The organism is Actinokineospora lacus, from assembly GCF_053813445.1.
On record NZ_JBQERA010000005.1, the window covers coordinates 275,902 to 302,189 of the forward strand.

Consider the following 26,288-nt stretch of genomic DNA (forward strand, 5'->3'; position numbering starts at 1 on the left):
GGACATCGGCGACGCTCCACGGTAAAGATCAACAGGATCGGCGCATGGGGCGGGCGGCCAGGGGTAACCGGTGGGGGAGGAGGGTGCGGTGTTCGTCGACGAGGAGGTCCGGGTCCCGGTGGACACCGCCTGCCTCGACGGCAGGCTCGTGATCCCCGCGCTGAACAGCGGGATCGTGGTGTTCGCGCACGGCAGTGGCAGCGGTCGGCGCAGTCCGCGGAACAACCAGGTGGCCGCCGCGCTCCACCAGAGCGGTCTCGGCACCCTCCTGGTCGACCTGCTCACCGCCGACGAGGGGCGCACGGCGGAGTCGCGCTTCGACATCGCGCTGCTCGCGGGTCGCCTCGCGGGCATCATCGACTGGCTCGGCGGCCAACCGCGCACCGCCCAGAGCCCGCTGGGCCTGTTCGGCGCCAGCACGGGCGCGGCGGCGGCGCTGGTCGCCGCCGCCGAGCGGCCCGCCGCCGTGCGCGCCGTCGTCTCCCGGGGAGGCAGGCCGGACCTGGTGGGTGTCAGGCTGGGGCACGTGCAGGCGCCCACGCTGCTCATCGTCGGCGGGCACGACCAGCCGGTCATCGACCTCAACCGCCAGTCGCTGCGGAAACTGCGGGCCACCAAGCGCCTGGAGGTCGTCCCCGGGGCCACCCACCTGTTCGAGGAGCCCGGCGCCCTCGACCAGGTGGCCGGGCTCGCGGGCGAGTGGTTCGCCAGCCACCTCGGCGCCCAGCCGCTCGGCGGCTTCACGAACTGGCCACCGCCGAACTGATGCCGCCGAGGGCGGACAGCGGGAACTTCATGGGCGTACCGCGTGCCTGCGGTGGTTCAGACCGGGATGACGCTGAGCACTTGGGCTTGGATCGGTGGCGCGCCCTCGCGGTTGTCGATCTCCAGGTGCGGCACGGGCGGCGGCTCGTCCGGCCGCATCCGGGCGAGGAAGGCGGCGAACTCGGCGAGCTTGCCGGTGTCTCGCGGAGAGCCGCGCCCCCGCAGGCGCTCGCGAAGGGTCTCGGCGTCCGAGCGGACCCAGACCAGCCGGACCTCGCCGCCCAGTTCCCGCACCCACGCGCCCCAGCGGCCGGGGTCGCGGACCTGCCCGGTGAACGGCCCGGACAGCAGGACCGGGCACCCGTGCGCGCTGATCTCCCGGGCGAGCGCGGTGAGACCCGCGTACTCGTGCGCCTTGACGTGGACGTCGTACCAGCGACCCTCGCGCTCACCGTCCGGCCGCCCGGCGGCGGCGAGCGTGGCGGCCACGAAGTCGCCGTAGACGGTGTCCTTGTCCAGCAGCGCGGGCACGGGGTCGAGCACGCCGAGCATCGCCTCGGCCACCGTGCTCTTCCCCGCCCCCGGCGCCCCCGCCACCACCCACACCGTCGCACTCATACGCATCAGTCTGGCCTCCGCACCCGCGCGATCGTGCTGGGCGACTGTCGGAACCCGGCGGGACCGGCACGGTGGCGATTGTGTCGGTCCCGCCGGCTAATCTGGCGGCCGGTCAACCGATGTGAGGGGCTATGCCAGCGACCAGCACCGACTTCCAGCTGATGGTGGACTCGCTCGCCGACGTCAAGATCAGCCGGAGCGCGGATTACACCTCCTACAGCGTCCTCGGGAAGCGGTTCGGCTACTACTGGCCGCGCACCCAGACCGTGGGGCTGAAGCAGACCCTGTCCGAGCAGCGGGCGCTGGTCTCCGAGCGGCCCGACGCCTTTGAGGAGCAGTTCACCTCCGGCGGCTTCGGCTGGGTCGTCGTCCACCTGGACCGCGTGGAATCCGACGAGCTGCACGAGCTGGTCTACGAGGCGTGGCGGCTCTCCGCCCCGGAAAGCCTGGCGGCCGCCTCGCCGCCGCCGTGGGAGTAGCGGTCTTGACACCGTGGGGGACGCTGAGCAGTCTGTAGGAAAAGTGTGTGATTGTGTTTATCCCTGTGCCAGTTCGGGCGTTCCCGGCGCCTGACGGCGACCAATCACAGGAGCAGCCGATGCTGACCGCTCTGTCTTCCTCCCACCCGACCCGGCGCAGGATCGTCGCCGCGGTCCTCTCGCTCGCCGCCGCCTTGACCGTCCCCGTCGTCACCGCCGTGCCCGCCGCGGCGGGCAACACCGGTATGCGGGCCGCGGACCCGACTGTGATCCGGGTTGGCGGCACCTACATCTCCGCGCAGGTCTGGGGCAACGGGATCGGTGTCCGCCAGGCGTCATCGCCCGACGCCCTGGCCTCGGCGCCGGTCCGCCAGGTCTGGTCCGACACCGCGAACCTGGGCGAGGTGTGGGCGCCGGAGCTGACCACCGACTCCGGCCGCTACTACATCTACTTCACCGCGGGCCGCGGCGCCGCCCACCGGATGTACGCGATCAGCTCGGCGAGCCCGGACAGCGGCTACACCGCCGCCCACCGGCTCGCCCTGCCCGACGACAGGTGGGCCATCGACGGCACCCTGTTCACCTTCAACGGCCAGCGCTGGTTCGTCTGGTCCGGCTGGGCGGGCACCACCAACGTCGAGCAGAACCTCTACATCGCCCGGATGCGCGACCCGCTCACCCCCACCGGCGCGCGCTACGTCATCTCCCAGCCCCGCGAGTCCTGGGAGCGGGTCGTGGGCAACCCGTACATCAACGAGAGCCCGGAAGCCATCCGCGACCCCAACGGCCAGCTCCACATCGTCTACTCGGCCAACGGCAGTTGGAGCAACCAGTACTGCCTGGCCGACCTGCGCCTGCGGCCCGGCGGCGATCCCACCTACGTCTGGGACTGGTACAAGTCCAACGGCTGCCTCTTCGGCTCCAACCGCGCCACGATGATGGCGGGCTGGGACCCGACCCTGCACGTGGACGGCCCGGGCCACCACACCTTCGTCCTGCTCAACGGCGACATCGCCACCAGCCCGCCCGCCGGTCCCCGCTTCCCGCTGATGTTCCACGCCGTCGCCAAGGGCACCCCGTACACCTGGGAGAACCGCCATTGGTACACCGGCAGCTTCGCCTGGTGGGGCAACACCACCTACCGCCGTGCCAACGTCCCCGGCCCCACCACGGACACCGGGTGGGGCCTGAAGTTCTTCGAGTGACCATCGGCCACCGGGTCCTCGTCACCGACGAGGACCCGGTGGCCGCCCCGACCGGCCGTGGTGGTCGCTCACCCCGCTCGCGGGCGGTGGCGCGATGGCCGCCGCCCGGGCGCGCGACACAGCCTCGGCCACGTCACCGTGGATGCCCTGTGCCGCCTCAGATGGAGGTGCAGGGAACACCGTTCATGGTGAAGGAAGTCGGGTTGCCCGCGTTGCCGGTGTGGGTGCCCTGGAAGCCGATGGACGTGGCGCTGCCCGGTCCGATGGCGGCGTTGTGGCTCTCGTTGCGGGCGATCACCCGGCCCGACGACGGCGTGTAGGTGGCGTTCCAGCCGCCGGTGATGTTCTGGCCCGCGGGCAGGGTGAACCCCAGGTCCCAGCTGTTGACGGTGGTGGGGCCCGTGTTGGTGATCGTGATGCTGGTGGTCAGGCCGCCGTTCCAGGAGGTCACGGTGCTGGCGACCTGGCAGGAGGCCAGGCCGAAGAACTTGAGCGCGTGGGCGGCCATGCCCGCGCTGGGCAGGGTGTGCCCGGCGCCTTGGATGGAGTACGCCTCGACGCGGGTGGTGGAGCCGTACCGGCGGCGGTTCCAGTTGGTCTGGGGGGTGTCGGACGAGGTCGGGGTCTGGCTCAGGCCGAACACGTTCGTCCACTGCTCGATGCTTTCCTCAAGCAGCGGGGGCGGGAGAAGGGTGTCGGCGGTTCCGTGCCACAGCTGCATAGGCGGACGGGTACCGCCGTAGCCGGGGTAGGCCTGCCGGACCGCGTCACCCCACTGCAGGGGGGTGCGGTTCGCACCGGTGCCGCTGGTGCAGGTGCTGGTGCCGGGGAGGAAGTCGGCCGCGTTGAGGAAGCAGCCGACCGGGACGCCCATGAAGGCCGAGCCCGCGGCGAACACGTCCGGGTAGAGGGCGGTCAGGTGGTTGGTCATCACCCCGCCCGACGAGGAGCCGGTGGCGTAGATCTTCGCCGGGTTGGCCGCGTGGTTCAGCTTGACGTGGTTCACCATCGACAGGATCGACACCGGGTCACTGCCCGATCCCCGCAGTTTCGAGGCGGCCGACCAGGTGTCGAAACACTTGCCGAAGCCCACGTCCTGCTGGGCGCTGGGGTAGATGACGATGAAGCCGTGCCGGTCGGCGAGGGAGGCGAACTCGCTGCTCGCGTGGAAGTCGGGGCCGGAACTGCCGCACATGTGCATCGCGACGACGACACCGGGGTTGGTCGGGCGTAGATCCGGCACGTACAGGTGCATACGCATACCGCTCGGGTTGCTGCCGAAGGCGAGGACCTCGGTGAGGGCCGCGGCCGAGGCCCGGGGGGCGGGCGTCACCGTCAACCCACTGACAACGAGCGCCGCCACAATGGCCAGCCAGATGCTCTTTCTTGCTCTCATGCGCACTTCGCCTCCTGTGAGGACTCCAGCGAGAAGTGGCCGAGCTGACTGTCCTTTGGCGACGGCTCGGCAATAGAATTTCCCAAAGGAATGACTACTTGACTGAAACTTGGGCGAATCTACCGAGATCGACAGGGGGCGTCAACGCATGCGACGGGTTGTCGGGCAGTTGTGCCGGGCGGATTCCCGGTCCGTGAAAAGGTGCCTCATTTCGCAAGTGGACGGTAAGAATCGTTCCGGGTAAAGGGTTTCGATCCCTGCGCCGTCCGGTCGCGGCGGCCGGGGCTTTTCGCGGCAGTGACGCTGGTCCTTTGGCGGGATCACCGCGCGCGTCAATGGCGGCGTCGATGGGCGGGCGGGCGGTCCGCGCCACCCGGGCGCGGTGGTGGCCGTGGGACAATCCCATCCGGGCAACGGCCCGTCTTGGCGAGGGGACTGGGCCAGTCTTGCGAGGCGCTTGCCGGGCGGGGTGCGTGGCCGGGCGATCGGTTCGGTTCGCAATGGTCGGGCGCGGCGGGGGTGGTTTCGGTCAGGGTTGACGTCGAAAGGGGGGCCTGGTGATCTCAGCACTCAACCGGCTCGTGGATCTCGTCGAGGAGCACCTCGGCGGGGAGCTCGACATCGCCGGACTGGCAGGCGCGCTCGGCACGACCGAGTACCACCTGCGCCGGATGTTCTCGTCGCTGGCGGGCATGCCGCTGTCGGAGTACGTGCGCAGGCGCCGCATGACCGTCGCCGCCGCCGACGTCGTCCGGGGCCAGGACGATCTGCTGGGCATCGCCGTCCGGCACGGGTACGGCTCGACCGAGGCGTTCGGACGCGCGTTCCGGGCCGTCCACGGCACCGGCCCCGGCGACGTCCGTCGCGACGGAGGCCCCCTGCGCACACAACCGCGGCTCAGGTTCCGCCTGACCGTCGAAGGGAGCACCCCCATGGACACCCGCCTAGTCGAGCGCCCCGCGTTCCGCCTCATCGGCCACGCGGCCCGGGTCCCGCTCATCCACCACGGCGTCAACCCGCACATCCAGCGCCACATCAGCGCCCTGCCCGCCGAGGAACACCTCCGGTTGAAGGCCCTCAGCGACACCGACCCCGCGGGCCTCCTCCAGGTCTGCGACGACCTCGACCCCGACAGCACCGAAGGCACCGACCTGACCTACCTCCACGGCGTCGCCGTCCACCACGACACCCCCATCCCCGACGACCTCGACGCCATCGAGGTCCCCGCGGGCAGGTGGGCGGTGTTCCACACCACCGGCCCCCACCCCCAAACCCTGCAGAACACCTGGTCCGCCACCGCCACCGACTGGTTCCCCGCCAACCCCTGGCGCCTGCGCCCCGGCCCCTCCATCGTCGCCATCCTCGACCGCACGGCCGACTTCACCACCGCCACCACCGAACTATGGCTCCCAGTCGAACCAGCCTGACAAACCTTTAGGCACCAAACCAGCATTGAGGACACTGGCCGCCTCCGCTACCGGCGGGGCGGCCAGTGCCGAGATGTGTGATCCGCACATCGGCGCGCGTTCGTCCGGTGACGACTCCGGGCGGGAACGGGTCATACTGGCGCGTATGGACGTTGTGATTGCTCGGTGGCGCTTGCGGAATCAGCATCTTGTCGCGCCGTACGGTGGGGCGGTTGGGGTGGTGTTGGGGACGTTGTTGGCTGTGCAGGCGGAGAATCCGAGTCAGTCCGCTTGGGCGGTGGCCAGTCGGACCGTGGTGCCGGAGGCGGGGGAGCTTGCCGGTCTGCTGGAGTCGGGGGATGTGGTGCGGACGCACGTGTTGCGTCCTACGTGGCATTACGTCGCGCGTGCCGATGTTGACTGGCTGCTCGCCTTGACCGGGCCGCGTGTGCTCAAGGTTGTCGACGTTCAGCTGTTGGGGGAGTTTGGGCTGACCGTGCCTGACGTCGGGCTGCTCGCCGATGGCGTCCTGGAGATCCTTGGTCGGACGCCGGATCGCACTCGTGATGAGGTGGCGGTCGCCTTGCGCGAGGGGGTGCCCGCCTTGGCGGGGCGGGTCACCGGCCGGATGGTGATGGTGCTGATGGCGCACCTGGAGCTGCGGCGCCTGGTCAGCAGCGGCAGGCCGCGCGCGGGCGAGCACACCTACGCGACCTACGCCGACCGTGTCGGTCCGCGGGTCGGGCCGGAGGAGTTCGACCGTGACGAGGCGTTGGCCCGGCTGGCCCTGCGCTACTTCACCGGTCACGGCCCGGCGACGGGGAAGGACCTGGCCTACTGGGCCACGCTCACGATCACCGACGTGCGCCGCGGGCTGGACGCCGTGCGCGATCGGCTGGACTCCTTCGAGCACGACGGGCGCACGTACTGGCACGCGCCCGGTGAGCCTCCCGACGGGCCGGGCGAGCCCGGCGCGCACCTGCTGCAGCTGCTCGACGAGACCTACCGCGGCTACCAGGATTCCCGCTGGGTCCTCGATGCCGCTGGCGTGGTCCCGCGCAAGCGGGAGAGCGCGATCGGGATGGCGCTGGTCGACGCCCAGCTGGTCGCCGGGATGAAACGCACGGTGACCGCGTCTCGGGTGGTGTTCGAGCTGACCCCCCACCGCCCGCTGACAGCCGGGGAATGGCAGGCGCTGGACGACGCGGCCGCACGGTACGGCGAATTCCTGGACCGGCCCGCGACCGTCCGCAAACCCACCTGAACCGCATCCCCTTCGACGCCGAAGCGTTCAGACGAGCGGCACCGGGCCGGGTGGGTCTCCGTCAGCCGGGCGTGCCGCGTTGTGCGCGGAGCCAGTCGGGGTACGGAAGGAGCAGGGCGGCGACGGCGCCCGCCATCCCGCAGATGACCGCCAGCGGGACGTCGGCGAGCAGGCCGAAGAGCGTCAGGAGCGCGGCCGTCGTGACGAGCCCAGCCCTGCCGCTCGAATCGCCGGGCGCGACAGCGGCGGATCGGAACGCGGAGACGACCTCGGGCGCCTCGTGGCCGAGGTGCTGCTCGATCTCGTCCAGCCTGCGTTGCTCGTCGCGGCTCAGGCCTCGGAAGTCCATGTCTCATTCCCTTCGGGGGTGGGGGTCGACGGTCTCGCCCCGCCCGCCGACGACCGCCACGGGACAGGGGGCCTGCTGGACCACGGCGTGGCTGACCGAGCCGAACGCCAGCTTGCCGAGGGCCCCGCGGCCGTGGCTGCCGACCACCAGCAGGCACGCGCCCTCGGCGGCTTCGACGAGGGCGCGGGCGGGCCGGTCCTGCCTGTGCACGCGGTGCGCGGAGACTCCCGGGTGCTTGCGGGTCGCCTCGCGCAGCTGGTCCTCGACCAGCCGTTCCGCCGCCTCGGCGGGGCGGTAGTCGCCCATGGCCGAGAACAGCGTCGACACCGCGCCCTCGACCGGGCGGTCGGACCAGGCGTGCACGACCACCACCTCGGCGCGGTGCCGCGCGGCGTGCTGGAACGCGAACCTCACCGCCTGCCCGCTCGCCGGGGAGCCGTCGACGCCGACGACGACCCGGCCGCCCTCGGTGGCCACGCCGCGCACGAGGACCGTCGGCACGACGGGGGAGCGCAGCAGTGCCACGGCGGTCGACCCGAGCAGCGTGACGGCCGCGCCGCCGAGCCCGGACGAGCCGATCACCAGCAACCCGGCGTGCTCCCCGGCGAACTGCGCCAGCCGCTGCGCCACCGGGCCGACGTCCAGCCGGGTCGTCACGGCCAGGTCGGGGTGCCGCGCGCGTACCGCGTCCGCCTGTGCGGTCAGGTCGCGCTGCGCCTCGGCGCGGAGCCGGGCAATGTCGAACCCGAACTCCCGCGCCTCGGTCATCGGGTAGCCCGACACCGGCCACCAGGGCTCGAGCATCCGCACGACGACGAGCGGAACACCGCGTGCAGCGGCTTCCACCGCCGCCCACTCCACCGCCGCCCCGGACCGCTGCGAGCCGTCGAAGCCCGCCACAACGTCAAGGTCCGTTCGAGTCATCCCGATCGCTCCTCCGCGCAGGCAAGTCCGACACAGTCGCGGTACCCAATATCAACGGGCTTGAAGCGCCGTCCTTGATCGGAGAGCCAGGCGGGCCGTGCGCCGAGGCGGACCGGGCAGGGACGCCGGATGGTGGCTTATGCTGGCCGTGGTGAAACAAACGGATGTAACAAATGGCTAGGCCGGGGCGGCCCCGCGCGACGGTGCGGGACGTCGCGGCGACCACCGGGCTGTCCATCGCGACGGTGTCGCGGGTGCTCAACGGGCAGGCGAACGTCGCCCCGCACACGCGGGAGGCGGTGCTGCGCGCGGTCGACGAGCTGGGGGCGAAGGCGCCGCGGGCGAGGACGGGCGGGGCGGTGCGGTCACGGCCCGGCGCGGTGGTCGTGCGCTGCCCGTACGTGCTCACCGACTACTTCGGGCTGATCGTCTCGTCGCTGGCCGAGACGCTGGAGCTGCACGGGCGCCAAGTGCTGCTCAACGCGGGGGAGGCGGCGCAGCGGGTGGCGGTGCTGCCGGGCCTGGCGGGCCGGGCCGAGGTGGCGGGGGCGGTCCTGATCCTGCCGCCGGAACCGGAGGCGGAGCTGATCCGGCTGCGCGACCGGCAGTTCCCGTTCGTGGTGGTCGACCCGCGGACGCCGCTGCCCCGGGACATCGTGGCCGTCTCGGCCGGTCACTTCGCGGGCGCCCGGAGCCTGATGGCGCACCTGGTGGAGCTGGGGCACCGCAGGGTCGGGGTGATCGGCGGGCCGCTGGAGTGGCTGGCCAACGACGCGCGCGCCGCGGGCTACGCCGCGTGCCTGGCCGACGTGGGCGTGCTGCCCTCGCCCGCGCTGGCGCGCAACGTCCACGAGCCGACCACCGACAACGGCCACCGGGTGGCCGCGGACCTGCTCGACCAGCCGGACCGGCCGAGCGCCCTGGTGGCGTTCAACGACAAGATGGCCGTGGGCGCCCTGCGCGCGGCGGCCGAGCGCGGCCTGCGGGTGCCGGAGGACCTGTCGGTGGCGGGGTTCGACGACATCGACATCGCCCGGGCGACCCACCCGATGCTCACCACCGTCCGCCAGCCGCTGGCCGAGATGGGCCGGATGGCGGTGAACCTCCTGGTTCGGCTCCTGGACCGGCACGAGCTGGAGGCCCTGCACGTGGAACTGGCCACCGAACTGGTCGTCCGCGGCTCGACGGGACCAGCGCCTGCCTGAGCGCTCTTGACATCGCGTGCGCTCCGGTGTTTCTCTCAAATCACGGCAAATTTGCAGAATTGTTACAGCTTGTTTCACAACGTCGTGTCCCACCCTGCGGGCTCGGACGCTCTCCCGGCGCGTCGTCGGGAGCACGCGGTGTCCCGATCGCGCGCGTCCCGGGCCCTGGACAGTCGTGAAAGGAGTCCCACGTGCCCATGTCCCCCAACCGGCCCATGCCTTCCCACCGGCTCATGCCTTCCCGCCGGGCGTTCGGCTTCGGGGCGGCGCTGGTCCTGGCCGCCACCGCGGTGACCACCGGGGCGGTCCTCGCCCCGACGGCCGCCGCGGCCAACGAGACCGTGAACGTCTGGCTCACCACCACCTCCGACTCCGGCGGCCGGGTCGTCACCCGCGGCCTGGCCCAGCAGCCCTCCCTCACCTTCGGCGCGGGCGGCAGCGCGAACCACACCATCACCGTCAACGAGGGCACGACGTACCAGACCTTCGAGGGCGGCGGGGCGTCGATCACCGACACCACCGCCCACCTCTTCCGCGGCGGCCCGATCAGCGCCGCGACCCGCGACCAGGTAATGCGCAGGCTGTTCCACCCCACCGACGGCATCGGCCTGTCGTTCGTGCGCAACCCGATCGGCGCGTCCGACCTGTCCCGGCCCGGCCACGTGTCCCTCGACGACACCTGCTGCGACCTCAACGACTTCGGCGCCAACGGCTACGACACCAACGTGCGCCTGCTGACCCAGCAGGCCAAGTCCCTCAACCCGGCCCTGCGGGTCAAGGGCGTGCCGTGGAGCGCGCCGGGCTGGATGAAGGACAACGGCCGCATGGACCAGATGGGCTGGCTCAAGTGGGAGTACTACCCCATGTACGCCCAGTACCTGGTGAAGTACGTCCAGAGCTACCAGAACGCGGGCGTGCGCGTGGACTACATCTCGGTGCAGAACGAGCCCAACTGCTGCCAGGCGGCCAACCCGCCCGCGATGAACTACCCCGGCATGGCGTGGAACCCGGGCGGCCTGGTGGAGTTCACGAAGAACCACGTGTACCCGGCGTTCCGCGCGGCGGGCCTGAGCACCAAAGTCCTCATCCACGACTGGAACTACGGCGACTACGCCAACTTCGGCGCGCCGATCCTGGCCGACGCGGGCGTCCGCAACGACCCGCTGTTCGGCGGCATCGCCTGGCACGGCTACTTCGGCGACCCGGCCGTCGGGACCCAGGTGCGCAACCAGTACCCGGGCGTCCGCCAGTTCAGCACCGAGCACTCCGGCGGCACCTGGGTCTCCAACCAGCACAACGAGGACCTCGCCGACATCGTCAACTACGCCCGCAACTGGAGCGGCAGCCTGGTGAAGTGGAGCCTGGCGCTCAACCAGAACATGGGCCCGCACAACGGCGGCTGCGGCACCTGCACCGGCCTGGTCACCGTGCAGGAGGGCGGCGCCCGCGCGGGGCAGGTGGACTACACCATCGAGTACTACACCACCGGCCACCTGACCAAGTTCGTCCGGCCCGGCGCGGTGCGCATCGACTCCACCGCCAACGGCACGGTCCAGAACGTGGCCTGGCGCAACACGGACGGCTCCAAGGCGCTCATCGCCCACAACGGCGGCGCCTCGGCCCAGTCGGTGCGCGTCAACTGGGGCAACCAGTCCTTTGTGTACAATCTGCCCGCCCGCACCACCGCCACGTTCACCTGGTCCGGCACCCCCGGCAGCGGCAACCCCGGCGGCGGCGGGACGCCGATCACCGGCCTGGCGGGCAAGTGCCTCGACGTCGCGGGCGGCAGCGGCGCCGATGGCGCCGCCGTGCAGCTCCACACCTGCAACGGGACCGCCGCCCAGCAGTGGACCCGCCCCGGCGACGGCACCGTCCGTGCCCTGGGCAAGTGCCTGGACGTCGTCAACCACGGCACCACCGACGGCTCCCAGCTGCAGCTCTGGGCCTGTGGCGGCACGCCGAACCAGCAGTGGACCCACACCGCGAGCCGGGACCTGGTGAACCCGGCAGCGAACAAGTGCGCCGACGTCACCGGCAACTCCAGCGCGGATGGCACCCGAATCCAGATCTGGGCCTGCACGGGCGCGGCCAACCAGAAGTGGACCGTGTCCTGAGTGGTTCGTGAGCCCCGCTGCCCCAGGGCGGCGGGGCTCACGTTTGCCGGACGTTAATTTGACTCATTCCAGACTGGCCCTCTAAGGTCGTGGGGTGACGTCCGACTTCGAGGCTCAGCTGCGGGCGGTCTCGTTGCGCGTGACCCGACCCCGGCTGGCCGTGCTGACCGCCCTGAGCGAGCACCCGCACGTCGACACCGAGACAGTGATCGAACTGGTACGCGTCGATCACCCCACGGTGTCCCACCAGGCGGTTTACGACGTGCTGCGCGCCCTCACCGACGCGGGCCTGGTGCGGCGCATCCAGCCCGCGGGCGCGGTCGCCCGGTACGAGTCCCGGGTGGGGGACAACCACCACCACGTCGTCTGCCGCTCCTGCGGCGCGATCGCCGACGTCGACTGCGCCGTCGGCCAGACCCCCTGTCTCACCGCCTCGGACGACCACGGTTACATGATCGACGAGGCGGAGGTCGTCTTTTGGGGCACCTGCCCCGACTGCGCGGCCGAACGCTCCCAGATGATCGCCAGTTCGGAAGGAAGTAGATGAGCGACCCCACGACAACGCCCACCTCCAGCGCACAGGGCGTGGACGAGAAGGCGGCGGCCGGCTGCCCGGTCGCGCACGACTCGGTGACCGCGAGCGGCAGCGAGAGCGAGAACCCGGCGATCGACTCGCCGACCCCGAAGACGGGCGGCCGTCCGCGCACCAACCGGGACTGGTGGCCCAACCAGCTCGACCTCTCGGTGCTGCACGCCCACTCGTCCAAGGCCAACCCGCTCGGTGAGAACTTCAGCTACGCCAGGGAGTTCGCCACCCTCGACGTCGAGGCCCTCAAGCGCGACATCACCGAGGTCCTCACCACCTCGCAGGACTGGTGGCCCGCCGACTTCGGCCACTACGGCGGCCTGATGATCCGGATGAGCTGGCACGCCGCGGGCACCTACCGCACCCACGACGGCCGCGGCGGCGCGGGCGACGGCGGCCAGCGCTTCGCCCCGCTCAACAGCTGGCCCGACAACGCCAACCTCGACAAGGCGCGCAGGCTGCTGTGGCCGGTCAAGCAGAAGTACGGCCAGAAGATCTCGTGGGCCGACCTGCTCGTGCTCGCGGGCAACGTGGCCCTGGAGTCGATGGGCTTCAAGACCTTCGGCTTCGGTTTCGGCCGCGAGGACGTCTGGGAGCCGGAGGAGATCTTCTGGGGTCCCGAGGACGCCTGGCTGGGTGACGCCCGTTACGTCAGCGACGCGGAGATGGCGCCCGAGGTCGGCGCGACCGAGATGGGCCTCATCTACGTCAACCCCGAGGGCCCCCGCGGCAACGCGGACCCGGTGGCGGCGGCGCACTTCATCCGGGAGACCTTCGGCCGGATGGCGATGAACGACGAGGAGACCGTGGCCCTCATCGCGGGCGGCCACACCTTCGGCAAGACCCACGGCGCGGCCGTGGCCGACGACCACGTGGGCCCGGAGCCCGAGGGCGCCTCGCTGGAGACGCAGGGCCTGGGCTGGCTGAGCACCCACGGCAGCGGCAAGGGCGCCGACACGATCACCAGCGGTCTCGAGGTGACGTGGACCGACGTCCCGACGCAGTGGAGCAACCGCTTCTTCGAGATCCTGTTCGCCCACGAGTGGGAGCTCACCAGGAGCCCCGGCGGCGCCAAGCAGTGGGTCGCCAAGGACGCCGAGGCGATCATCCCGGACGCCCACGACCCGTCGAAGAAGCACAAGCCGACCATGCTCACGACGGACCTGTCGCTGCGCATGGACCCGGCGTACGAGAAGATCTCCCGCCGCTTCCTGGAGAACCCCGACGAGTTCGCGCTGGCGTTCGCCAAGGCCTGGTACAAGCTGCTGCACCGCGACATGGGCCCGGTCAGCCGCTTCCTGGGACCGTGGGTCGCCGAGCCCCAGCTGTGGCAGGACCCGGTCCCGGCCGTCGACCACGAGCTCGTGGGCGAGGCCGACATCGCCGCCCTCAAGGCGAAGGTCCTCGACTCCGGCCTCACGACCGCCCAGCTGGTCGGCACCGCCTGGGCCTCGGCCGCGACCTTCCGCTCCACCGACATGCGCGGCGGCGCCAACGGCGCGCGGATTCGCCTGGAGCCGCAGCGCGGCTGGGAGGTCAACCAGCCCGAGCAGCTCGCGACGGTCCTGGAGACCCTCGAGGGCATCCAGCGGGAGTTCAACGACGCGGGCGGCGCCAAGGTCTCCTTCGCCGACCTGATCGTGCTGGCGGGCTCGGCGGCCGTGGAGAAGGCGGCCCGCGAGGCGGGCGTCGAGGTGACCGTGCCGTTCCACCCCGGCCGCACCGACGCCACCCAGGAGCAGACCGACGTCGAGTCGTTCGGCTTCCTCGAGCCGCGCGCCGACGGGTTCCGCAACTACCTGCGCTCCGATGTGAAGCTCGAGCCGGAGGTGCTGCTCGTCGAGCGCGCCTACATGCTCGACCTGACCGCGCCGGAGATGACCGTCCTCGTCGGCGGCCTGCGCTCCCTCGGGGCCAACGTCGGCGGCAGCGAGCACGGCGTGCTCACCGACCGGCCCGGCGTGCTCACCAACGACTTCTTCGCCAACCTGCTCTCCCCGGGCACCCGGTGGAAGGCGTCGGAGTCCGAGGAGAACGTCTACGAGATCCGCGACGCGTCCACCGACGAGGTGAAGTGGACCGCCACCGCGGTCGACCTCGTCTTCGGCTCCAACTCCCAGCTGCGCGCCCTCGCCGAGGTCTACGCCAGCCAGGACGCCCGCGAGAAGTTCGTCACCGACTTCACCGCGGCCTGGACCAAGGTCATGGAACTCGACCGCTTCGACCTGTCCTGACCTCCCGCCCCACCGACGAGCCCGGCCGATCCCTCGGCCGGGCTCGTCCCGTTTGGACGGCCCCGCTCGCCGGTGCTGTGCGCCCAGGCTCCCGGATGACGGTGCGGACCTCGCCTGCCCCTCACTTCCCCGGATTCGGGTGGAGGGCGACGAGGACGAGGGCGTCCATGAGGCGGTGCCAGTCCGGATCGGACAGTTCGCGGCCGCTGACCGCGCCCAGCCGCGCCAGCGCGTCCAAGGTCCGGGCCGAGGTCGCGGTGGGGTCCTCGCCGAGGTGCTCGGCCATCAGCCGGAGGTCGCGGCGGAACCGCGTGCCCCGGCTGAGCCGGACCAGGGCAGGGGGCAGGGGGGCGGCCGCGGTCGTCGCGGGCGCCGCGGTGTCCTCGGGAACGAGGTCGACCCGGAATCGGGTGCCCAGGGCGGCGGCCAGTCTGGCCAGTGCCTCGACGGTGGGGTTCCCCCGCCCGTTCTCCAGGTTCGCGATGTAGGGCACTGAGAGGTCGGCGTCGGCGGCGACCGTGGCGACGGTCCAGCCCCGTGCCGCGCGCAGTGCCCGCAGGCGACCGCCGAGTTCACGCATGTCCACAGCCGCGCCTCCCTGTGTCTTGACAAGATAACGATACGCATGAATATCTTGGTGAGACACATGGGGGGGGTGCTTGTGTTCGAAGCACTGCGGATCAGGGACTTCCGGCTGTTGTGGTTCGCCAGGACGGTCAGCCTGCTCGGCTCGTGGCTGCTCGTCATCGCGGTGCCCGCGCACGTCTTCGCCCTGACCGGGTCGCTGGCGGCGACCGGTCTGACGCTGGCGGCGGAGTTCCTGCCCCCGGTCCTGCTCGGGCCGGTCGCCGGGGTGCTGGTGGACCGCTGGGACCGGCGCCGGGTCATGATCGTCGCCGATCTCGCCAGGGCGGTCGCGGTCGGGCTGCTGCTCCTGGTCGGCGAGCCGGGCGACCTCTGGCTCGTCTACGCCGCCCTGGTGGCTGAGAGCGTGAGCACCGTGCTGTTCCGCCCGGCCGCGCAGGCGCACACGCCGGTCGTCGTCGGCACCGGGACCGCGCTGGCAGGCGCCAACGCGCTCAACGCGGTGACCGACGGCGCCGTCCGGCTGATCGGCGCCCCGCTCGGCGGTGCCCTGCTCGGGTGGGCCGGGTTCACCGTGCTGGTCTGGGTGGACCTGGGGAGCTACCTGCTGTCGGCGGTCGCCCTCGCGCTGACCGCGAGGGTGGCCGCCGGGCGCGAACGGGACGGCCAAGGCGTTCGACGCGTCCTCGCCGACCTGCGCGAGGGGCTGGATTTCCTGCGAGGTGCGCGGACAGTTCGCGGCCTGCTGATGGTCAACGCGCTTTTCCTGGGCGCCAACGCCGCTCTGACCGCGTTGCTGGTGCCCTTCGGGATGACCGTGCTCGGCGGGAGCGGGCAGATCGGGCTGGTGATGTCCGCGCTCGGGCTCGGGTTCCTGGTGGGCGCGCCCGCCGTCGCCCACGTGATCGACCGGATCGCGCCGGGTTGGCTGCTCTGTGCCGCGCTGAGCGGGGCGGGCGCCGGGTTCGGCCTGCTGTTCTCCGCGACCGGTCTGCCTCGGGCGCTGGCCGCGGCCGTGCTGATCGGGGCCGCGGGGTCGATGGCGCTGGTGGCCGGGCAGACCACCGTGCAGCGGATCACCCCGAACCAGGTCCTGGGACGCATGAGCGCCGCGATGTTCACCGCCGAGGCGGCGGCCACCCTCGTCGGGGCCGTCCTCGGTCCGGCGGCAGCCGTGCGACTCGGCCTGACCACAACGGCGTACATCGCCGGGGCGGCGACCGTGGCCTGTGGTGTGCTCGCCGTGGTCGTGCTGCCCCGCCGATTACCGGATGACGGTGTCGGCAGGTCCGCCCAAGAGGTACGCTGAGCGGGTTACCCGGGACCCCGGTAGCGGCGACCTCCGTCAGCGAGACGGATGGGACCGCGCCGGGGTTTCCCGCGTGTGTCCCATGCGGTGCCCCCCGTGCAAAATCCGCGCTTCGGCACGCCACGATGTCCTATTTCCCGTGAGGGGTGTGCCGAAATTCGCCGGGCGTATTTCCAGGCGGACGCCTGACCCGCAAAGGGGTCGATCATCGCGCGGTAATTGTTCTTTCTCCTCGGCAGTCAAGGTCTCAGAGCCTTTCAGGGGTCGGAGTCGTCACCGGCGACGGGGGTCAGTCCCAGGATGTCGCCGTGGTCCTTGAACGGCCATAACGGCACGCCAGGCATTCCAAGATCGTGGACTGAATTCAGCGGCAGTGCGGGAGTCTCCGCACTGCCGCTTTGTACACGAACGAGCGGGTTCGGTATCCAGTGGGCTCGGGAGGTGCATACTTTTCCTATGAGCCGGTTGTTCGATCGACTTTGTCCCCCCGGACCAGTCACTTTCCCGGATCTGTCGGGGCCCACCTTCTCCATGACAGGGATCACCCCATGAACGTCCGACACATCGCGATCTCGATTCTCACCACCGGTGCCCTCGCCGCGCTGGTCGCGGTACCGGCCAGCGCCGCCGCGCCCGTTCCGAACCGGGCATCGGTGGCCGTGGCGACGGTGGTGCCGCCCCCGGCGTGCGCCACCGCCATCGCCGCCGCGGTCGACAGCGCCAACGCGGCCACCGCGGCTGCCGCCAACGTCGCCGACTCCGCCGCCGCGGCAGCGGCTGCCAAGGCATTCGCGGACGGTGTCGCCAGCGGGACACCGGCAGCGATCAACGCCGCAGCCGCCACCTTGGCCGAGTTCACCGCCGCCGCCACGACCGCCGCGGCGGCCAGCGTCGCCGCGTACGCCACCTCCGCGGCCGCGACCGCGGGCGTCATCGCCGCCTGCGCTCAGGCGTAGCCGGACACGCTCAACCCCTCAGCGCCGTCCGACAGCGGTGAGCCGCTTGCCCGGCGCACAATTGTGAGCGGGCATCAGGAACTCGGGTGCGGGCCACGTGGACCACGGCAACCAGCCGCCGTCCCCGTGGCCCGCGGCGCGTCGATGGGGGCTGATCCCGAAAGGCGACCATGTCTTGCGCGGCGCTGCCCAGGGTCACTGGCGCGGGGGACCGGCTTGGCCCCCGACCAGGTCGCGCAGTCCAGAGGTGGGTGTCAGGCCCATGTCCACGCGGAGGCGGCGGCTGAACCGGTCGAACGCGTGCACCGCCTCGGACCGGTTGCCCTCGGCCAGGTGGACGCGGATGAGGGCGGTCTGCGCGCTCTCCCGCAGCGGGTCGGCCCGGACGACGACGCCCGCCGCCGCTGTGGCGTCACCGAACCGCTTCGCCTCGACCAGGCCGTCCACCAGCGCCTCCAGCGCGTGGAGTCGCAGTTGGCGCCAGTCCTCGGCCTCGAGGAGGACCCAGTCGTCGTACCAGAACGGCAGCAGCTCCGAGGACAGGGTCGCGACCGCGTCCAGGCTCATGTCCACCGCGGCGGGCGGGCCGGCGTCCAGCAGGCGGTGGGCGAGTTTCCGGGCGTCGCGCAGGTCGACCGAGACCTCGGGCGCGAGTTCCAGGCTGGACGCGGTGACCAGCAGCGCGTCCCGGCAGGGCAGGCGCATGCGGGTCAGCGTCGACCGCAGGGCCGCGTACGCGTGGCCCTCGGTCGCGTCCGACCACAGGGAGCCCGCCACGAGCAGCCTGCCCACCGCCCGGGGGCGCATCGCCATGAACGCCAGCAGGCGCTCGGTTCCGCCGGAGACGGGGATGGCGCCGGTTCCCCCGGTGAGCCGGAACCCGTCGAGGAGCGCGACGCGCAAACCCGCTTGAGGCGCCAAGCACGCCGTCGGCGTCGCGAGCCGGGTCACGGGTTCGATGTCGTGTCGGGGAGATGTGGAAGGGTGGTCATGGAATGCCTCTCGGCGCCATTGCGCACGTCCCGCGCGGTCTCGCGCATCCGAGGCCGAAGCCCGGTGTACCGCGGGCTGACCTCTTCTGAACACGCTACAGCGCGGGCAGGCGATCGGTCCAAACGTTCCACCAGACGAGTGTGGTTCGCCGCGGACGGAACGACCCGGTCCCCTTCCAGGGCCGGGTCGTCGTTCGTCCTCGGATGTTCTTGGTCACCGCACGGGAATCCGGTGCGGCAGGGCGCGGGTGCTACGACTCGCAGCTGCTGCGGAGGTCCGGGGGCACGCCGACGGGGCCGCACGAGTCGGTGTTGTCGCCGCCGTTGAGGGTGTCCTGGGCCATGTCGGTGCCGGGGCCGCGCAGCGTGTCGTTGCCCGCGGAGCCGTTGAGCGTGTCCGTGCCGAGGTCACCGTTGAGGAAGTCGTTGCCCACCCCACCGGTGAGCGTGTCATCACCCGCGCCGCCGTTGATCGTGTCGATGTAGGCCGTGCCGGTGACCGTGTCGTTGCCGCCGTTGCCGTAGATGGTCTTGCCGGGGTTGGCGCTGGTGCAGTCGATCGTGTCGTTCCCGCCGGACCCGATCACGGTCGTGTCCGTCTGCGTCACGTTGGGGCCGATGGTGCACGGGACCGCCGCCGAGGCGGTGCCCGCCCCCACGAGACCTCCCACGACGATGATCCCTGCTGCCAAGATCGAGTAGAGCGGTCGACTTCGCACTGTGTCCTCCGTTTCGTCTTCCGGAAATTCGGATGACCCCAGCCTGTTCCACCCGGCGTCACCGACGCGTGACACCTCGTGAACGCGCGACCCCGCCACTGGCCCAGCACCCGCCGCTGAACACCACCAGTTCCGGGTGATCGCTCCGGTAGGCGCGGCTGGGAGGCCCGCTCGGGCCTCCCAGCTCACACTCGTCTTCGCCTAGCTCGATCGAGGGGTGAGGGTGATCCTGCCGCCCTTCGACGGCGCGGCGGTCACGTTGCGGGCCTTCGGGCGCTCCTCGGGGCCGCCCGGGTGGACCTCGAAGGCGCGGATGACCGCGCGGAGCATGACCTCGGACTCCTGCATGGAGAAGCCCGCCCCGATGCACCGGCGCAGGCCGCCGCCGAAGGGCAGCCAGCGGCCGCCGTCCACGGAGCCGTCGAGGAACCGCTCGGGCCGGAAGCGGTCGGGGTCGGGGTAGTCGGCGGGGTTCAGGTGCACCAGGGTCGTGTAGGGGGCGACCATCATGCCCGCGGGGAGGAGGTAGCCGCCGATGGTGGTGGGCCTGCTGAGCTCCCGCGCGACCGGCGCGACGAGCGTGCGCCGCCGCAGCCCCTCCTTGATCACGGCCTGCAGGTACCGGGAGTCACCGGCATCGCCCGCGGCCCAGGTGCGGTCCCGGACCTCGGGATTGTGCGCCAGGTCGTGCAGGAGCCAGGCCAGGGCGGTGGCGGTGGTCTCGTGGCCCGCGAGCAGCAGGGTGAGCAGGTTGTCGCGCAGGTCGACGTCGGTGGCGCCGGAGTCGGCGGCCAGCAGCCGGGAGAGCACGTCGGTGCGGTCCTCGACCGCCTGGCGCCTGCGCTCGGCGATCTCGGCGTAGAGCAGGTCGTCGATGCGGCGGAGCACCGCGCGCATGCCCGTCCAGGGGGGCAGGCGCTTGAGCAGCCAGTGGTCCCAGCCTGCCAGGGTCATCGGCCCGGCCGTCATCAGCCGGTCGATCAGGCCGCGCATCCGGTCCAGTCGGGGCCCCTCGGCGATGCCGAAGACGACGCGCAGGATCACTTCCAGGGTGAACCGGCTCATCGGGCCCTGCACGGCCAGCGGCGTCCCCACCGGCCAGCGCCGCACCTCCGACCGCGCGATGTCCGCCATCATCTCCGCGTAGCCGCGCAGCGCCGCCCCGTTGAACGCGGGCATCAGCATCTTGCGGGCCCGCAGGTGCTCGTCCTCGTTGAGCAGGAACACCGACCTGCTGCCCAGGATCGGCGCGACCGGGTTGTCCCGCGGGGCGTGGAAGACCTCCGCCGAGCCGGTGAACACCTCGCGGATGGCCTGCGAGTCGACCAGGACGACCAGGGAACTCCCACCCACGAGCCGCACGGTGAAGGTGTCGCCGAACCGCTCGTGCCACTTGACGACCGCGCCGTTCTGGGCACGCCGCAGGAACAGCACGGTCTGCACCGCCTTCGGCAGCCGTGGTCCCGGCGGCAGCACCTCATCGACCCGTGACGCTGTATGACGCACTAGTCCTCCTCGCTGCTCCCGCCGCAGCAAAGGTGATCACACCGGGGGGTCGAGAACAAGACCGCGATCGGCCCCACCCGCCCCGGTGGGCGCCGTCAGCCGAGGTCGGTGAGGGCGGGCGCGTCCTCCAGTCGCTCCCAGCGCGTGACCAGGTCCGACATCATCAGCATCAGGACGTTGGGGAAGGCGTAGAGGAAGTTCTGGTACCGGTAGTGGTCCAGGTAGAACACCACGACCTCGTCGCTGAGCGCGGTCACCGATGTGGTGCGGGCGTTGAAGAACAGGTCGTGGTGGCCGAGCACGGCGCCGCGGCCCATGGTCACGCGGTCGTAGATGCCGCCGAAGTCGACCTCGACCTCGCCGCGGGCGACGAGGAACACCCCGTGCGCGGCGTCGTCCTCCCGGCAGAGGGAATCGCCCGCGGTGAACGGGATCTCGTCGAACATCGAGGCGAGTGCCTCCAGCTCGGAGTCGGCCAGCGAGGCGAACAGCCGCACCCCGTGGGGGTCGGCGCTCTCCCGCAGGCACGCCACCCGCTCGGTCAGCTCGGGCGCGGTGACGTGTGCCATCCGCAGGCGCAGGAAGCGCAGCATGCGGTCGGTGTTGCGGGCCTGGCGGCGGGAGGTCCCGGCGCTCGGCGGGGTGTGGATGGCGGGGTTCCCGCTGATCCGCGCGGCTTCGCGCAGGCCGGACTCGTAGGCGCTGTGCACGCAGCCCCAGTGGTAGGGGTTGGTGCCCTCACCGGCGAAGAACAGCCGGTCGCCAACCGGCTCGGCGAGCGTGCCGATGTCCTTCGGCGAGGCGTTGACGCCGATGCAGGTGTACGCGCCGAAGGCGTAGGGGTCGGTCGACCACGCGGTGCGCGAGACGCGTTCGGGCGCGGGCGCGTCCGCGCCGAAGATGTCCGCGACGACGGTGGTGGCGTAGGCGGCGACGTCCTCGTCGGACCAGGTCTCCAGCTCGCGGCCGAGCGAGGCGCCGAGCAGCATCACCAGGACCGGCTTGCCGTGGGACTTCCACATGCTGATGACGACCGTGGGGTGGCGGTCGGTGTCGCGGCACAGGTAGCCGAAGACGTACTGGTCCCTCGGCCAGAAGGGCTCGCGGTAGTGCAGCGCGATCTTGTTGAGGGTGCCGAAGCCCAGGCGGGCGATCGCCGAGCGCTTGTCCTCGGGCAGCGGGGGCTCGAAGCGCACCACCCCGGCCTTGAGCACGCCGAGCGGCACGGTCACCAGCACCGCGTCCGCCTCGAAGCGGCCGTGGTCGGTCGTGACCAGCACCGATCCCGCGCTGGTGTCGACGCACGTGACCACGTGGCGCAGCCTGACGTCCAGCCCTTCGGCGACGGCGTCGACGACCGACTGGTAGCCCTGGTGCAGGACGCTGTCGCCGTAGCCGTAGACCAGGTAGCCGTCCTCCCAGAACTTCAGGGACAGGTTGTCGGCGTCCTCGGCGACGTCGTCGCGCAGGATCACGTTGAGGTGGTAGCGGACCGCGTGCTCGTCGTCGGGGGACAGCTCGCGCTCGGCGAGGATCTGGCGGATGGCCTCGCCGAGCGGGATGTCCGGGTGCTGCCCCTTGCGCGCGGTCTCGGCCCGCTGCTCGAGCTCGTGCAGCACGTCGTCGGCCAGTCGCAGGGTGCGGCTCTTGTGGCGGTGGTTCGCCGGGCGGTTGTCCGCGCCGAACAGGTCGAGGCTGTCGAAGCCCCCGGTGTAGGAGCTGTCGCCGCCCACGTAGCTGTAGGGGATGCCCAGGTCCTCGACCAGCTCGGTGATCGGGTTGCCGTCCGTGCCGTGGATCCAGTGCGCGCCGAGGTCGACCCCGTGCTCGTCGGTCCAGATCCGCCCGCCGACGCGGTCGCGCGCCTCCAGGACGGTGACGGGGTGGCCGAGTTCGCGCAGTGCCCGTGCCGCGGCCAGCCCGGCCATGCCTGCCCCCACGACCACGACACTGGCTTTTTCGGACATGGCTTGATTATCGGGCGATCACCGGGGCCTAAGTACTCCCGGATCGTGTACTTGCGTTGGGACGCCGAAGGCGAGTAGTGCGGTGTCGTCGTTGACGCCGTCGCCGAAGCCCTCCAGCAGTCCGGTCAGGGCTGTGACCACCGCCTGGGGTGGGGCGCCCGCGTGCTCCGCGACGAACGCCCGCAGGGCCCGCTCCCCGTAGAAGGCGCGGCCGACGCGGGCCTCGGTGAGGCCGTCGGTGTAGAGCAGGAGGGTGTCGCCGGGGGCCAGGGTGGTGGCGACGGGGGTGAAGCGGGGCTCGGGCAGGACCCCGACGAGGACCCCGTCGGGGGTGGGGAGGAAGCGGCAGTCGCCGTCCGCGCGCAGGAGCAGGGCCGGGGGGTGCCCGCCGGAGGCCAGGTGCACGGTGAAGCTGTCAGGACCGGGTCGCAGGGTGCCGACGATGGCGCTGCAGAAGCGGGGGTCGTCGGCGCCGTAGTGGTCGAGCAGGACGGTGTTCAGCGTGGTCAGCACGGCGATCGGGTCGTGGTCGTGCATGGCGGCGGCGTGCAGGGTGTGGCGGACCAGCGAGGTGACCGCGGCGGCCTGCGGGCCTTTGCCGCACACGTCGCCGAGGAAGAACGCCCAGCGCTGCTCGCCGATGGGGAACAGGTCGTAGAAGTCGCCGCCCAGCTGCTCGGGCGATGCGGTGTGGTAGTAGGCGGCGGCCTCCAGCCCGGGGACGGTCGGCAGCGCGGCGGGCAGCAGGCTCTGCTGCAGCACGGCGAGGGCCTCCTGCAGCCGGACCCGGTCGGCGTCGGCCCGCTTGCGCCCCTGCTCGGACTCCTTCTGGCGGCGCAGCAGTTCCTGCTCGTAGGCGCGGCGGTCGCGGGCGTCGAAGATGGTGGTCCTGATCAGCATGGGCTCGCCGGTGGCGCCGTGCTTGACCGAGGAGGAGATCAGCACCGGCATCCGGCCGCCGTCGCCGGTCTTCATCTCCAGGGCGATGCCGCCGATCTTGCCCTGCATGCGCAGCAGCGGCGCGAAGTGCGTCTCGTGGTACAGCCTGCCGCCGACGCTGAGCAGGTCGGCGAACCGCTTCCGGCCCACCACCGCCTCCCGCGTGAGGCCGAGCCAGTCCAGCAGGGTGGCGTTGACCTTGGCGATGGTGCCGTCCATCAGCGTGGACAGGTACCCGCACGGCGCGGTCTCGTACAGCTCCTCGGCGCTGTCCTCCAGCAGCGCGGCGAAGGTCGCGTCCGGTGGACCGCTGTCCCGGTCCCGCGGGTCGCGCTCCTGCCCGGCCTCGCACATCACGGCAGCCCCGCCAGGAACTCCAGGATCGCCGCGTTGGTGGCCTCCGGGGCGGACAGCTGCGGGCAGTGCCCGGTGGCCTCCAGGGTGACCAGGGCCGACCCCGGGATCGCGGCGTGCACGAACGCGCCGACCTCCCGCGGGGCGATCGCGTCGTGGGCGCACTCCAGCACCAATGTCGGCACGGCCACCGAGGCCAGGTCCCGCCGGGAGTCGGACAGGAAGGTGGTGCGGGCGAACACGCGGGCGATGTCCGGGTCGGTGGCACAGAAGCTGTTGGTCAGCTCCTGGCCCAGCTCGGGCCGCTCCGGGTTGCCCATGATCACCGGCGCCATCGCCGCCGACCAGCCCAGGTAGTTCGAATCCAGCGAGGACAGCAGTTCGTCGATGTCCTCGGTGCTGAACCCGCCGCGGTAGCCGTCATCGTCGATGTAGCACGGGGACGGGGCGACCATCACCATCGACCCGATGCGCTCGGGCGCCCGCCGGGCCGCCAGCACGCCGACCATCGCGCTGACCGAGTGCCCCACGAACACCGCCCGGCGCAGATCCAGGGCCTGGCACACCTCCACCACGTCCTGCGCGTAGCCGTCCAAGTCCGAGTAGCGCTCCTCCCGGAACGCCGACAGGTCCGAACGCCCTGACCCCACGTAGTCGAACAGCACCACCCGGTAGGAATCGGCCAACGCCCGCGCCGTCAAACGCCACAGGTTCTGGTCGCAGCCGAACCCGTGGGCCAACACCACCGTCGGCCCGGCTGGGGCGCCGGTGACCGTGACGTTGTTCCTGCGCAGGATGTCCACACCAGCCATCCTGACAGCCACGGGTCGGCGCCGCAGGACCCGGTCGACCCGTGGCTGTCAGAACAGCTTGCCCACCTGCGTGATGATCGTGAGGGTGGCCAGCGTGCCGAACAGGGCGATCGACCAGCACAGCACCGCGACACGGCCGCGGGAGATGCGGATCTGCTCGGGCAGGAGCTTGCGGTTGATCAGGATGAGCAGGCCGGAGTAGATGAACATCATCAGCCCGCCCACGCAGGCCGAGATGACGATGAGGACCAGCGGCTGGCTGAACCCGGCGAGCAGGACGAGGCAGCCGATGACGACCAGGCCCCACACCAGTCCGAAGTAGAGCGTGCTTTCCTTCTTGTCGCGCAGGTAGCTGGTCTTGAGCACGTCGGCGGCGAGCCTGCTGGTGTAGTCGACGATGCCCAGCGCCGCGGCGAAGAGGGCGAAGGCGCCGATGGCCCAGAACAGCGTGCCGAACCAGCCGCCGACACTCGCGTTGAGCTGCTCGCCCTCGAGCCGCAGGAACGAGATGTCGTTGGGCAGGTCGTCGCGGCCGAAGACGGTGGAGTAGGCCAGCAGTGAGGTGAACACGATGGAGATGAACGAGATGAGCACGAACGTGTAGGCCTGTTCCCGGTTGGCGAAGCGCCACCAGCGCTGCCAGCGGCGCAGGTTCTCCGGGTTCGGGTCGAAGATGAAGCCGGTGCCGGGCGCGGCCGCGGGCTTGCCGGTCAGCGGGCTCTCGATGCGCGGCACATAGCTGCCCATGCCGTAGCGCTTGTCGCGAATCCAGTTGCTCTGCACCAGGTTCTGCCCGCCGCCGCCCCCGGCGAAGGCCAGCGCGCCGAGCAGCAGCGCGAAGCCGAGCTGCTGCACCGGGATGCTCGCGTCGGTGACGATGGTGGGCACGTCGGCCCACGCCTCGGCGGAGATGGCGACGAACACCCCGACGCCGACCAGGACCAGCACCGCGGCGACCTTGAGCATCTCGGCCCGCTCCAGCGCGGTGTAGACCACCGGCGCCAGCGTCAGGACGAGCCCGATCACGACCAGCATGCCGATCGCGATCCACCGCGCCTCACCGCCCCACAGGTAGGTGATCAGCGTCGCCGAACTCGTCGCCCACCCCGGCCAGAGGTTGGCGAAATAGGTCATCAGCGCGAACACCAGGCCCCAGTGGCGCCAGAAGCGGCTGAAGCCGGTCAGCGCGGTCTCCCCGGTGGCCAGGGTGTAGCGCTCGATCTCCATGTTCAGGAAGAACTGGGTGGCCAGCCCCACCAGCGCCGCCCAGACGAAGACCAGGCCGACCTGGGAGGCGATGTAGGGGTAGAGGATGAACTCCCCCGAGGCCAGGCCGACCCCGGCGGCGATGACGCCCGGCCCGATGGCCCGCCAGGTGGAGGCGGGCGGCTCGGGCATCGGCCGCAGCTGCGGAGGGGGGAGGTACTTGGTCGGGAACCGCTCGACCGCCGAGCGGCCACCATCGCCTGCCGTCATCTCTGGCCTCCGGGGTGTCCTCATGATCGCTGACTACCCTGCCTGTCGAGTAGTAACAGTTGGTCGCGTCCGGGGCAACGCCGACACCCCGCGCCGCGCGGGCCGAAAAATCCGGTGGACAGCCCACA

General features: G+C 71.4%; 23 protein-coding genes. 11 read left to right on the top strand and 12 right to left on the bottom strand.

The window, feature by feature from the left end; all coding sequences use genetic code 11:
• The first annotated feature begins 88 nt into the window (after positions 1 to 88).
• A complete protein-coding gene (locus ACTG9Q_RS14580; protein WP_455573294.1) occupies positions 89 to 766 on the top strand; it encodes a dienelactone hydrolase family protein in 678 nt (225 codons plus the stop codon).
• Between the two features lie 56 nt (positions 767 to 822).
• Here ACTG9Q_RS14580 and ACTG9Q_RS14585 read toward each other — a convergent pair whose 3' ends face one another.
• Entirely contained in the window at positions 823 to 1,383 is a 561-nt protein-coding gene (locus ACTG9Q_RS14585; protein WP_455573295.1) for an AAA family ATPase, read from the bottom strand.
• Between the two features lie 161 nt (positions 1,384 to 1,544).
• Between ACTG9Q_RS14585 and ACTG9Q_RS14590 the strand changes: the two genes are divergently transcribed.
• Positions 1,545 to 1,862 (top strand): MmcQ/YjbR family DNA-binding protein, encoded by a 318-nt coding sequence (locus ACTG9Q_RS14590; protein ID WP_455573551.1) that lies wholly within the window; start codon positions 1,545 to 1,547, stop codon positions 1,860 to 1,862.
• Positions 1,863 to 1,981: 119 nt separating this feature from the next.
• Complete coding sequence (locus ACTG9Q_RS14595; protein ID WP_455573296.1) at positions 1,982 to 3,067, top strand: glycoside hydrolase family 43 protein; 1,086 nt, start codon at positions 1,982 to 1,984, stop codon at positions 3,065 to 3,067.
• Between the two features lie 157 nt (positions 3,068 to 3,224).
• On the opposite strand, the gene ACTG9Q_RS14600 is transcribed toward ACTG9Q_RS14595, so the two are convergent.
• Complete coding sequence (locus ACTG9Q_RS14600; protein ID WP_455573297.1) at positions 3,225 to 4,463, bottom strand: extracellular catalytic domain type 1 short-chain-length polyhydroxyalkanoate depolymerase; 1,239 nt, start codon at positions 4,461 to 4,463, stop codon at positions 3,225 to 3,227.
• A gap of 557 nt (positions 4,464 to 5,020) precedes the next feature.
• Between ACTG9Q_RS14600 and ACTG9Q_RS14605 the strand changes: the two genes are divergently transcribed.
• Positions 5,021 to 5,890 (top strand): AraC family transcriptional regulator, encoded by an 870-nt coding sequence (locus ACTG9Q_RS14605; RefSeq protein WP_455573298.1) that lies wholly within the window; start codon positions 5,021 to 5,023, stop codon positions 5,888 to 5,890.
• Between the two features lie 145 nt (positions 5,891 to 6,035).
• Complete coding sequence (locus ACTG9Q_RS14610; RefSeq protein ID WP_455573299.1) at positions 6,036 to 7,133, top strand: winged helix DNA-binding domain-containing protein; 1,098 nt, start codon at positions 6,036 to 6,038, stop codon at positions 7,131 to 7,133.
• Positions 7,134 to 7,194: 61 nt separating this feature from the next.
• On the opposite strand, the gene ACTG9Q_RS14615 is transcribed toward ACTG9Q_RS14610, so the two are convergent.
• Together ACTG9Q_RS14615 and ACTG9Q_RS14620 are read right to left on the bottom strand one after the other, a co-directional pair.
• Entirely contained in the window at positions 7,195 to 7,482 is a 288-nt protein-coding gene (locus ACTG9Q_RS14615; RefSeq protein WP_455573300.1) for a DUF3040 domain-containing protein, read from the bottom strand.
• Positions 7,483 to 7,485: 3 nt separating this feature from the next.
• The gene (locus ACTG9Q_RS14620; protein ID WP_455573301.1) at positions 7,486 to 8,406 is read right to left on the bottom strand and encodes a universal stress protein; all 921 of its coding nucleotides are present in this window, start codon (positions 8,404 to 8,406) and stop codon (positions 7,486 to 7,488) included.
• 173 nt (positions 8,407 to 8,579) lie between these two features.
• On the opposite strand from ACTG9Q_RS14620, the gene ACTG9Q_RS14625 reads away from it, so the two are divergent.
• From ACTG9Q_RS14625 to katG, 4 genes are all read left to right on the top strand, one after another.
• Positions 8,580 to 9,611 carry a LacI family DNA-binding transcriptional regulator gene (locus ACTG9Q_RS14625; RefSeq protein ID WP_455573302.1) on the top strand — a complete coding sequence of 344 codons (1,032 nt, stop codon included), beginning with the start codon at positions 8,580 to 8,582 and terminating at the stop codon, positions 9,609 to 9,611.
• 197 nt (positions 9,612 to 9,808) lie between these two features.
• Positions 9,809 to 11,725: a ricin-type beta-trefoil lectin domain protein gene (locus ACTG9Q_RS14630; protein ID WP_455573552.1), complete on the top strand. Its 1,917-nt coding sequence runs from the start codon at positions 9,809 to 9,811 to the stop codon at positions 11,723 to 11,725.
• A 94-nt stretch (positions 11,726 to 11,819) separates the two neighbouring features.
• Positions 11,820 to 12,272 (top strand): Fur family transcriptional regulator, encoded by a 453-nt coding sequence (locus tag ACTG9Q_RS14635; protein WP_455573303.1) that lies wholly within the window; start codon positions 11,820 to 11,822, stop codon positions 12,270 to 12,272.
• Entirely contained in the window at positions 12,269 to 14,545 is a 2,277-nt protein-coding gene (gene katG / locus ACTG9Q_RS14640) for a catalase/peroxidase HPI (protein WP_455573304.1), read from the top strand. Before ACTG9Q_RS14635 ends, katG begins: the two co-directional genes overlap by 4 nt.
• 121 nt (positions 14,546 to 14,666) lie before the next feature.
• Here the strand turns inward: katG and ACTG9Q_RS14645 are convergent, their stop codons facing one another.
• Positions 14,667 to 15,125, bottom strand: a complete 459-nt coding sequence (locus ACTG9Q_RS14645) for a helix-turn-helix domain-containing protein (RefSeq protein WP_455573553.1) — start codon at positions 15,123 to 15,125, stop codon at positions 14,667 to 14,669.
• 66 nt (positions 15,126 to 15,191) lie between these two features.
• Between ACTG9Q_RS14645 and ACTG9Q_RS14650 the strand changes: the two genes are divergently transcribed.
• Together ACTG9Q_RS14650 and ACTG9Q_RS14655 are read left to right on the top strand one after the other, a co-directional pair.
• Entirely contained in the window at positions 15,192 to 16,439 is a 1,248-nt protein-coding gene (locus ACTG9Q_RS14650) for an MFS transporter (RefSeq protein ID WP_455573305.1), read from the top strand.
• A gap of 548 nt (positions 16,440 to 16,987) precedes the next feature.
• On the top strand, positions 16,988 to 17,395 hold the full coding sequence (locus ACTG9Q_RS14655) for a hypothetical protein (protein ID WP_455573306.1): 408 nt from the start codon (positions 16,988 to 16,990) through the stop codon (positions 17,393 to 17,395).
• Between the two features lie 195 nt (positions 17,396 to 17,590).
• Here the strand turns inward: ACTG9Q_RS14655 and ACTG9Q_RS14660 are convergent, their stop codons facing one another.
• The 7 genes from ACTG9Q_RS14660 to ACTG9Q_RS14690 all read right to left on the bottom strand — a co-directional run bounded on the left by ACTG9Q_RS14660 (position 17,591) and on the right by ACTG9Q_RS14690 (position 26,160).
• On the bottom strand, positions 17,591 to 18,298 hold the full coding sequence (locus ACTG9Q_RS14660; protein ID WP_455573307.1) for an AfsR/SARP family transcriptional regulator: 708 nt from the start codon (positions 18,296 to 18,298) through the stop codon (positions 17,591 to 17,593).
• Positions 18,299 to 18,638: 340 nt separating this feature from the next.
• A complete protein-coding gene (locus tag ACTG9Q_RS14665) occupies positions 18,639 to 19,058 on the bottom strand; it encodes a calcium-binding protein (RefSeq protein ID WP_455573308.1) in 420 nt (139 codons plus the stop codon).
• Between the two features lie 249 nt (positions 19,059 to 19,307).
• Complete coding sequence (locus ACTG9Q_RS14670) at positions 19,308 to 20,612, bottom strand: cytochrome P450 (protein ID WP_455573309.1); 1,305 nt, start codon at positions 20,610 to 20,612, stop codon at positions 19,308 to 19,310.
• Positions 20,613 to 20,707: 95 nt separating this feature from the next.
• Complete coding sequence (locus ACTG9Q_RS14675) at positions 20,708 to 22,579, bottom strand: FAD-dependent oxidoreductase (RefSeq protein WP_455573310.1); 1,872 nt, start codon at positions 22,577 to 22,579, stop codon at positions 20,708 to 20,710.
• Positions 22,580 to 22,597: 18 nt separating this feature from the next.
• Positions 22,598 to 23,872: a PP2C family protein-serine/threonine phosphatase gene (locus ACTG9Q_RS14680; RefSeq protein ID WP_455573554.1), complete on the bottom strand. Its 1,275-nt coding sequence runs from the start codon at positions 23,870 to 23,872 to the stop codon at positions 22,598 to 22,600.
• Positions 23,872 to 24,684, bottom strand: coding sequence for an alpha/beta fold hydrolase (locus ACTG9Q_RS14685; protein ID WP_455573555.1), 813 nt, complete (start codon positions 24,682 to 24,684; stop codon positions 23,872 to 23,874). The genes ACTG9Q_RS14680 and ACTG9Q_RS14685 overlap by 1 nt, the downstream gene beginning before the upstream one ends.
• 48 nt (positions 24,685 to 24,732) lie before the next feature.
• Positions 24,733 to 26,160, bottom strand: coding sequence for an Nramp family divalent metal transporter (locus ACTG9Q_RS14690; RefSeq protein WP_455573311.1), 1,428 nt, complete (start codon positions 26,158 to 26,160; stop codon positions 24,733 to 24,735).
• Positions 26,161 to 26,288 lie beyond the last annotated feature (128 nt).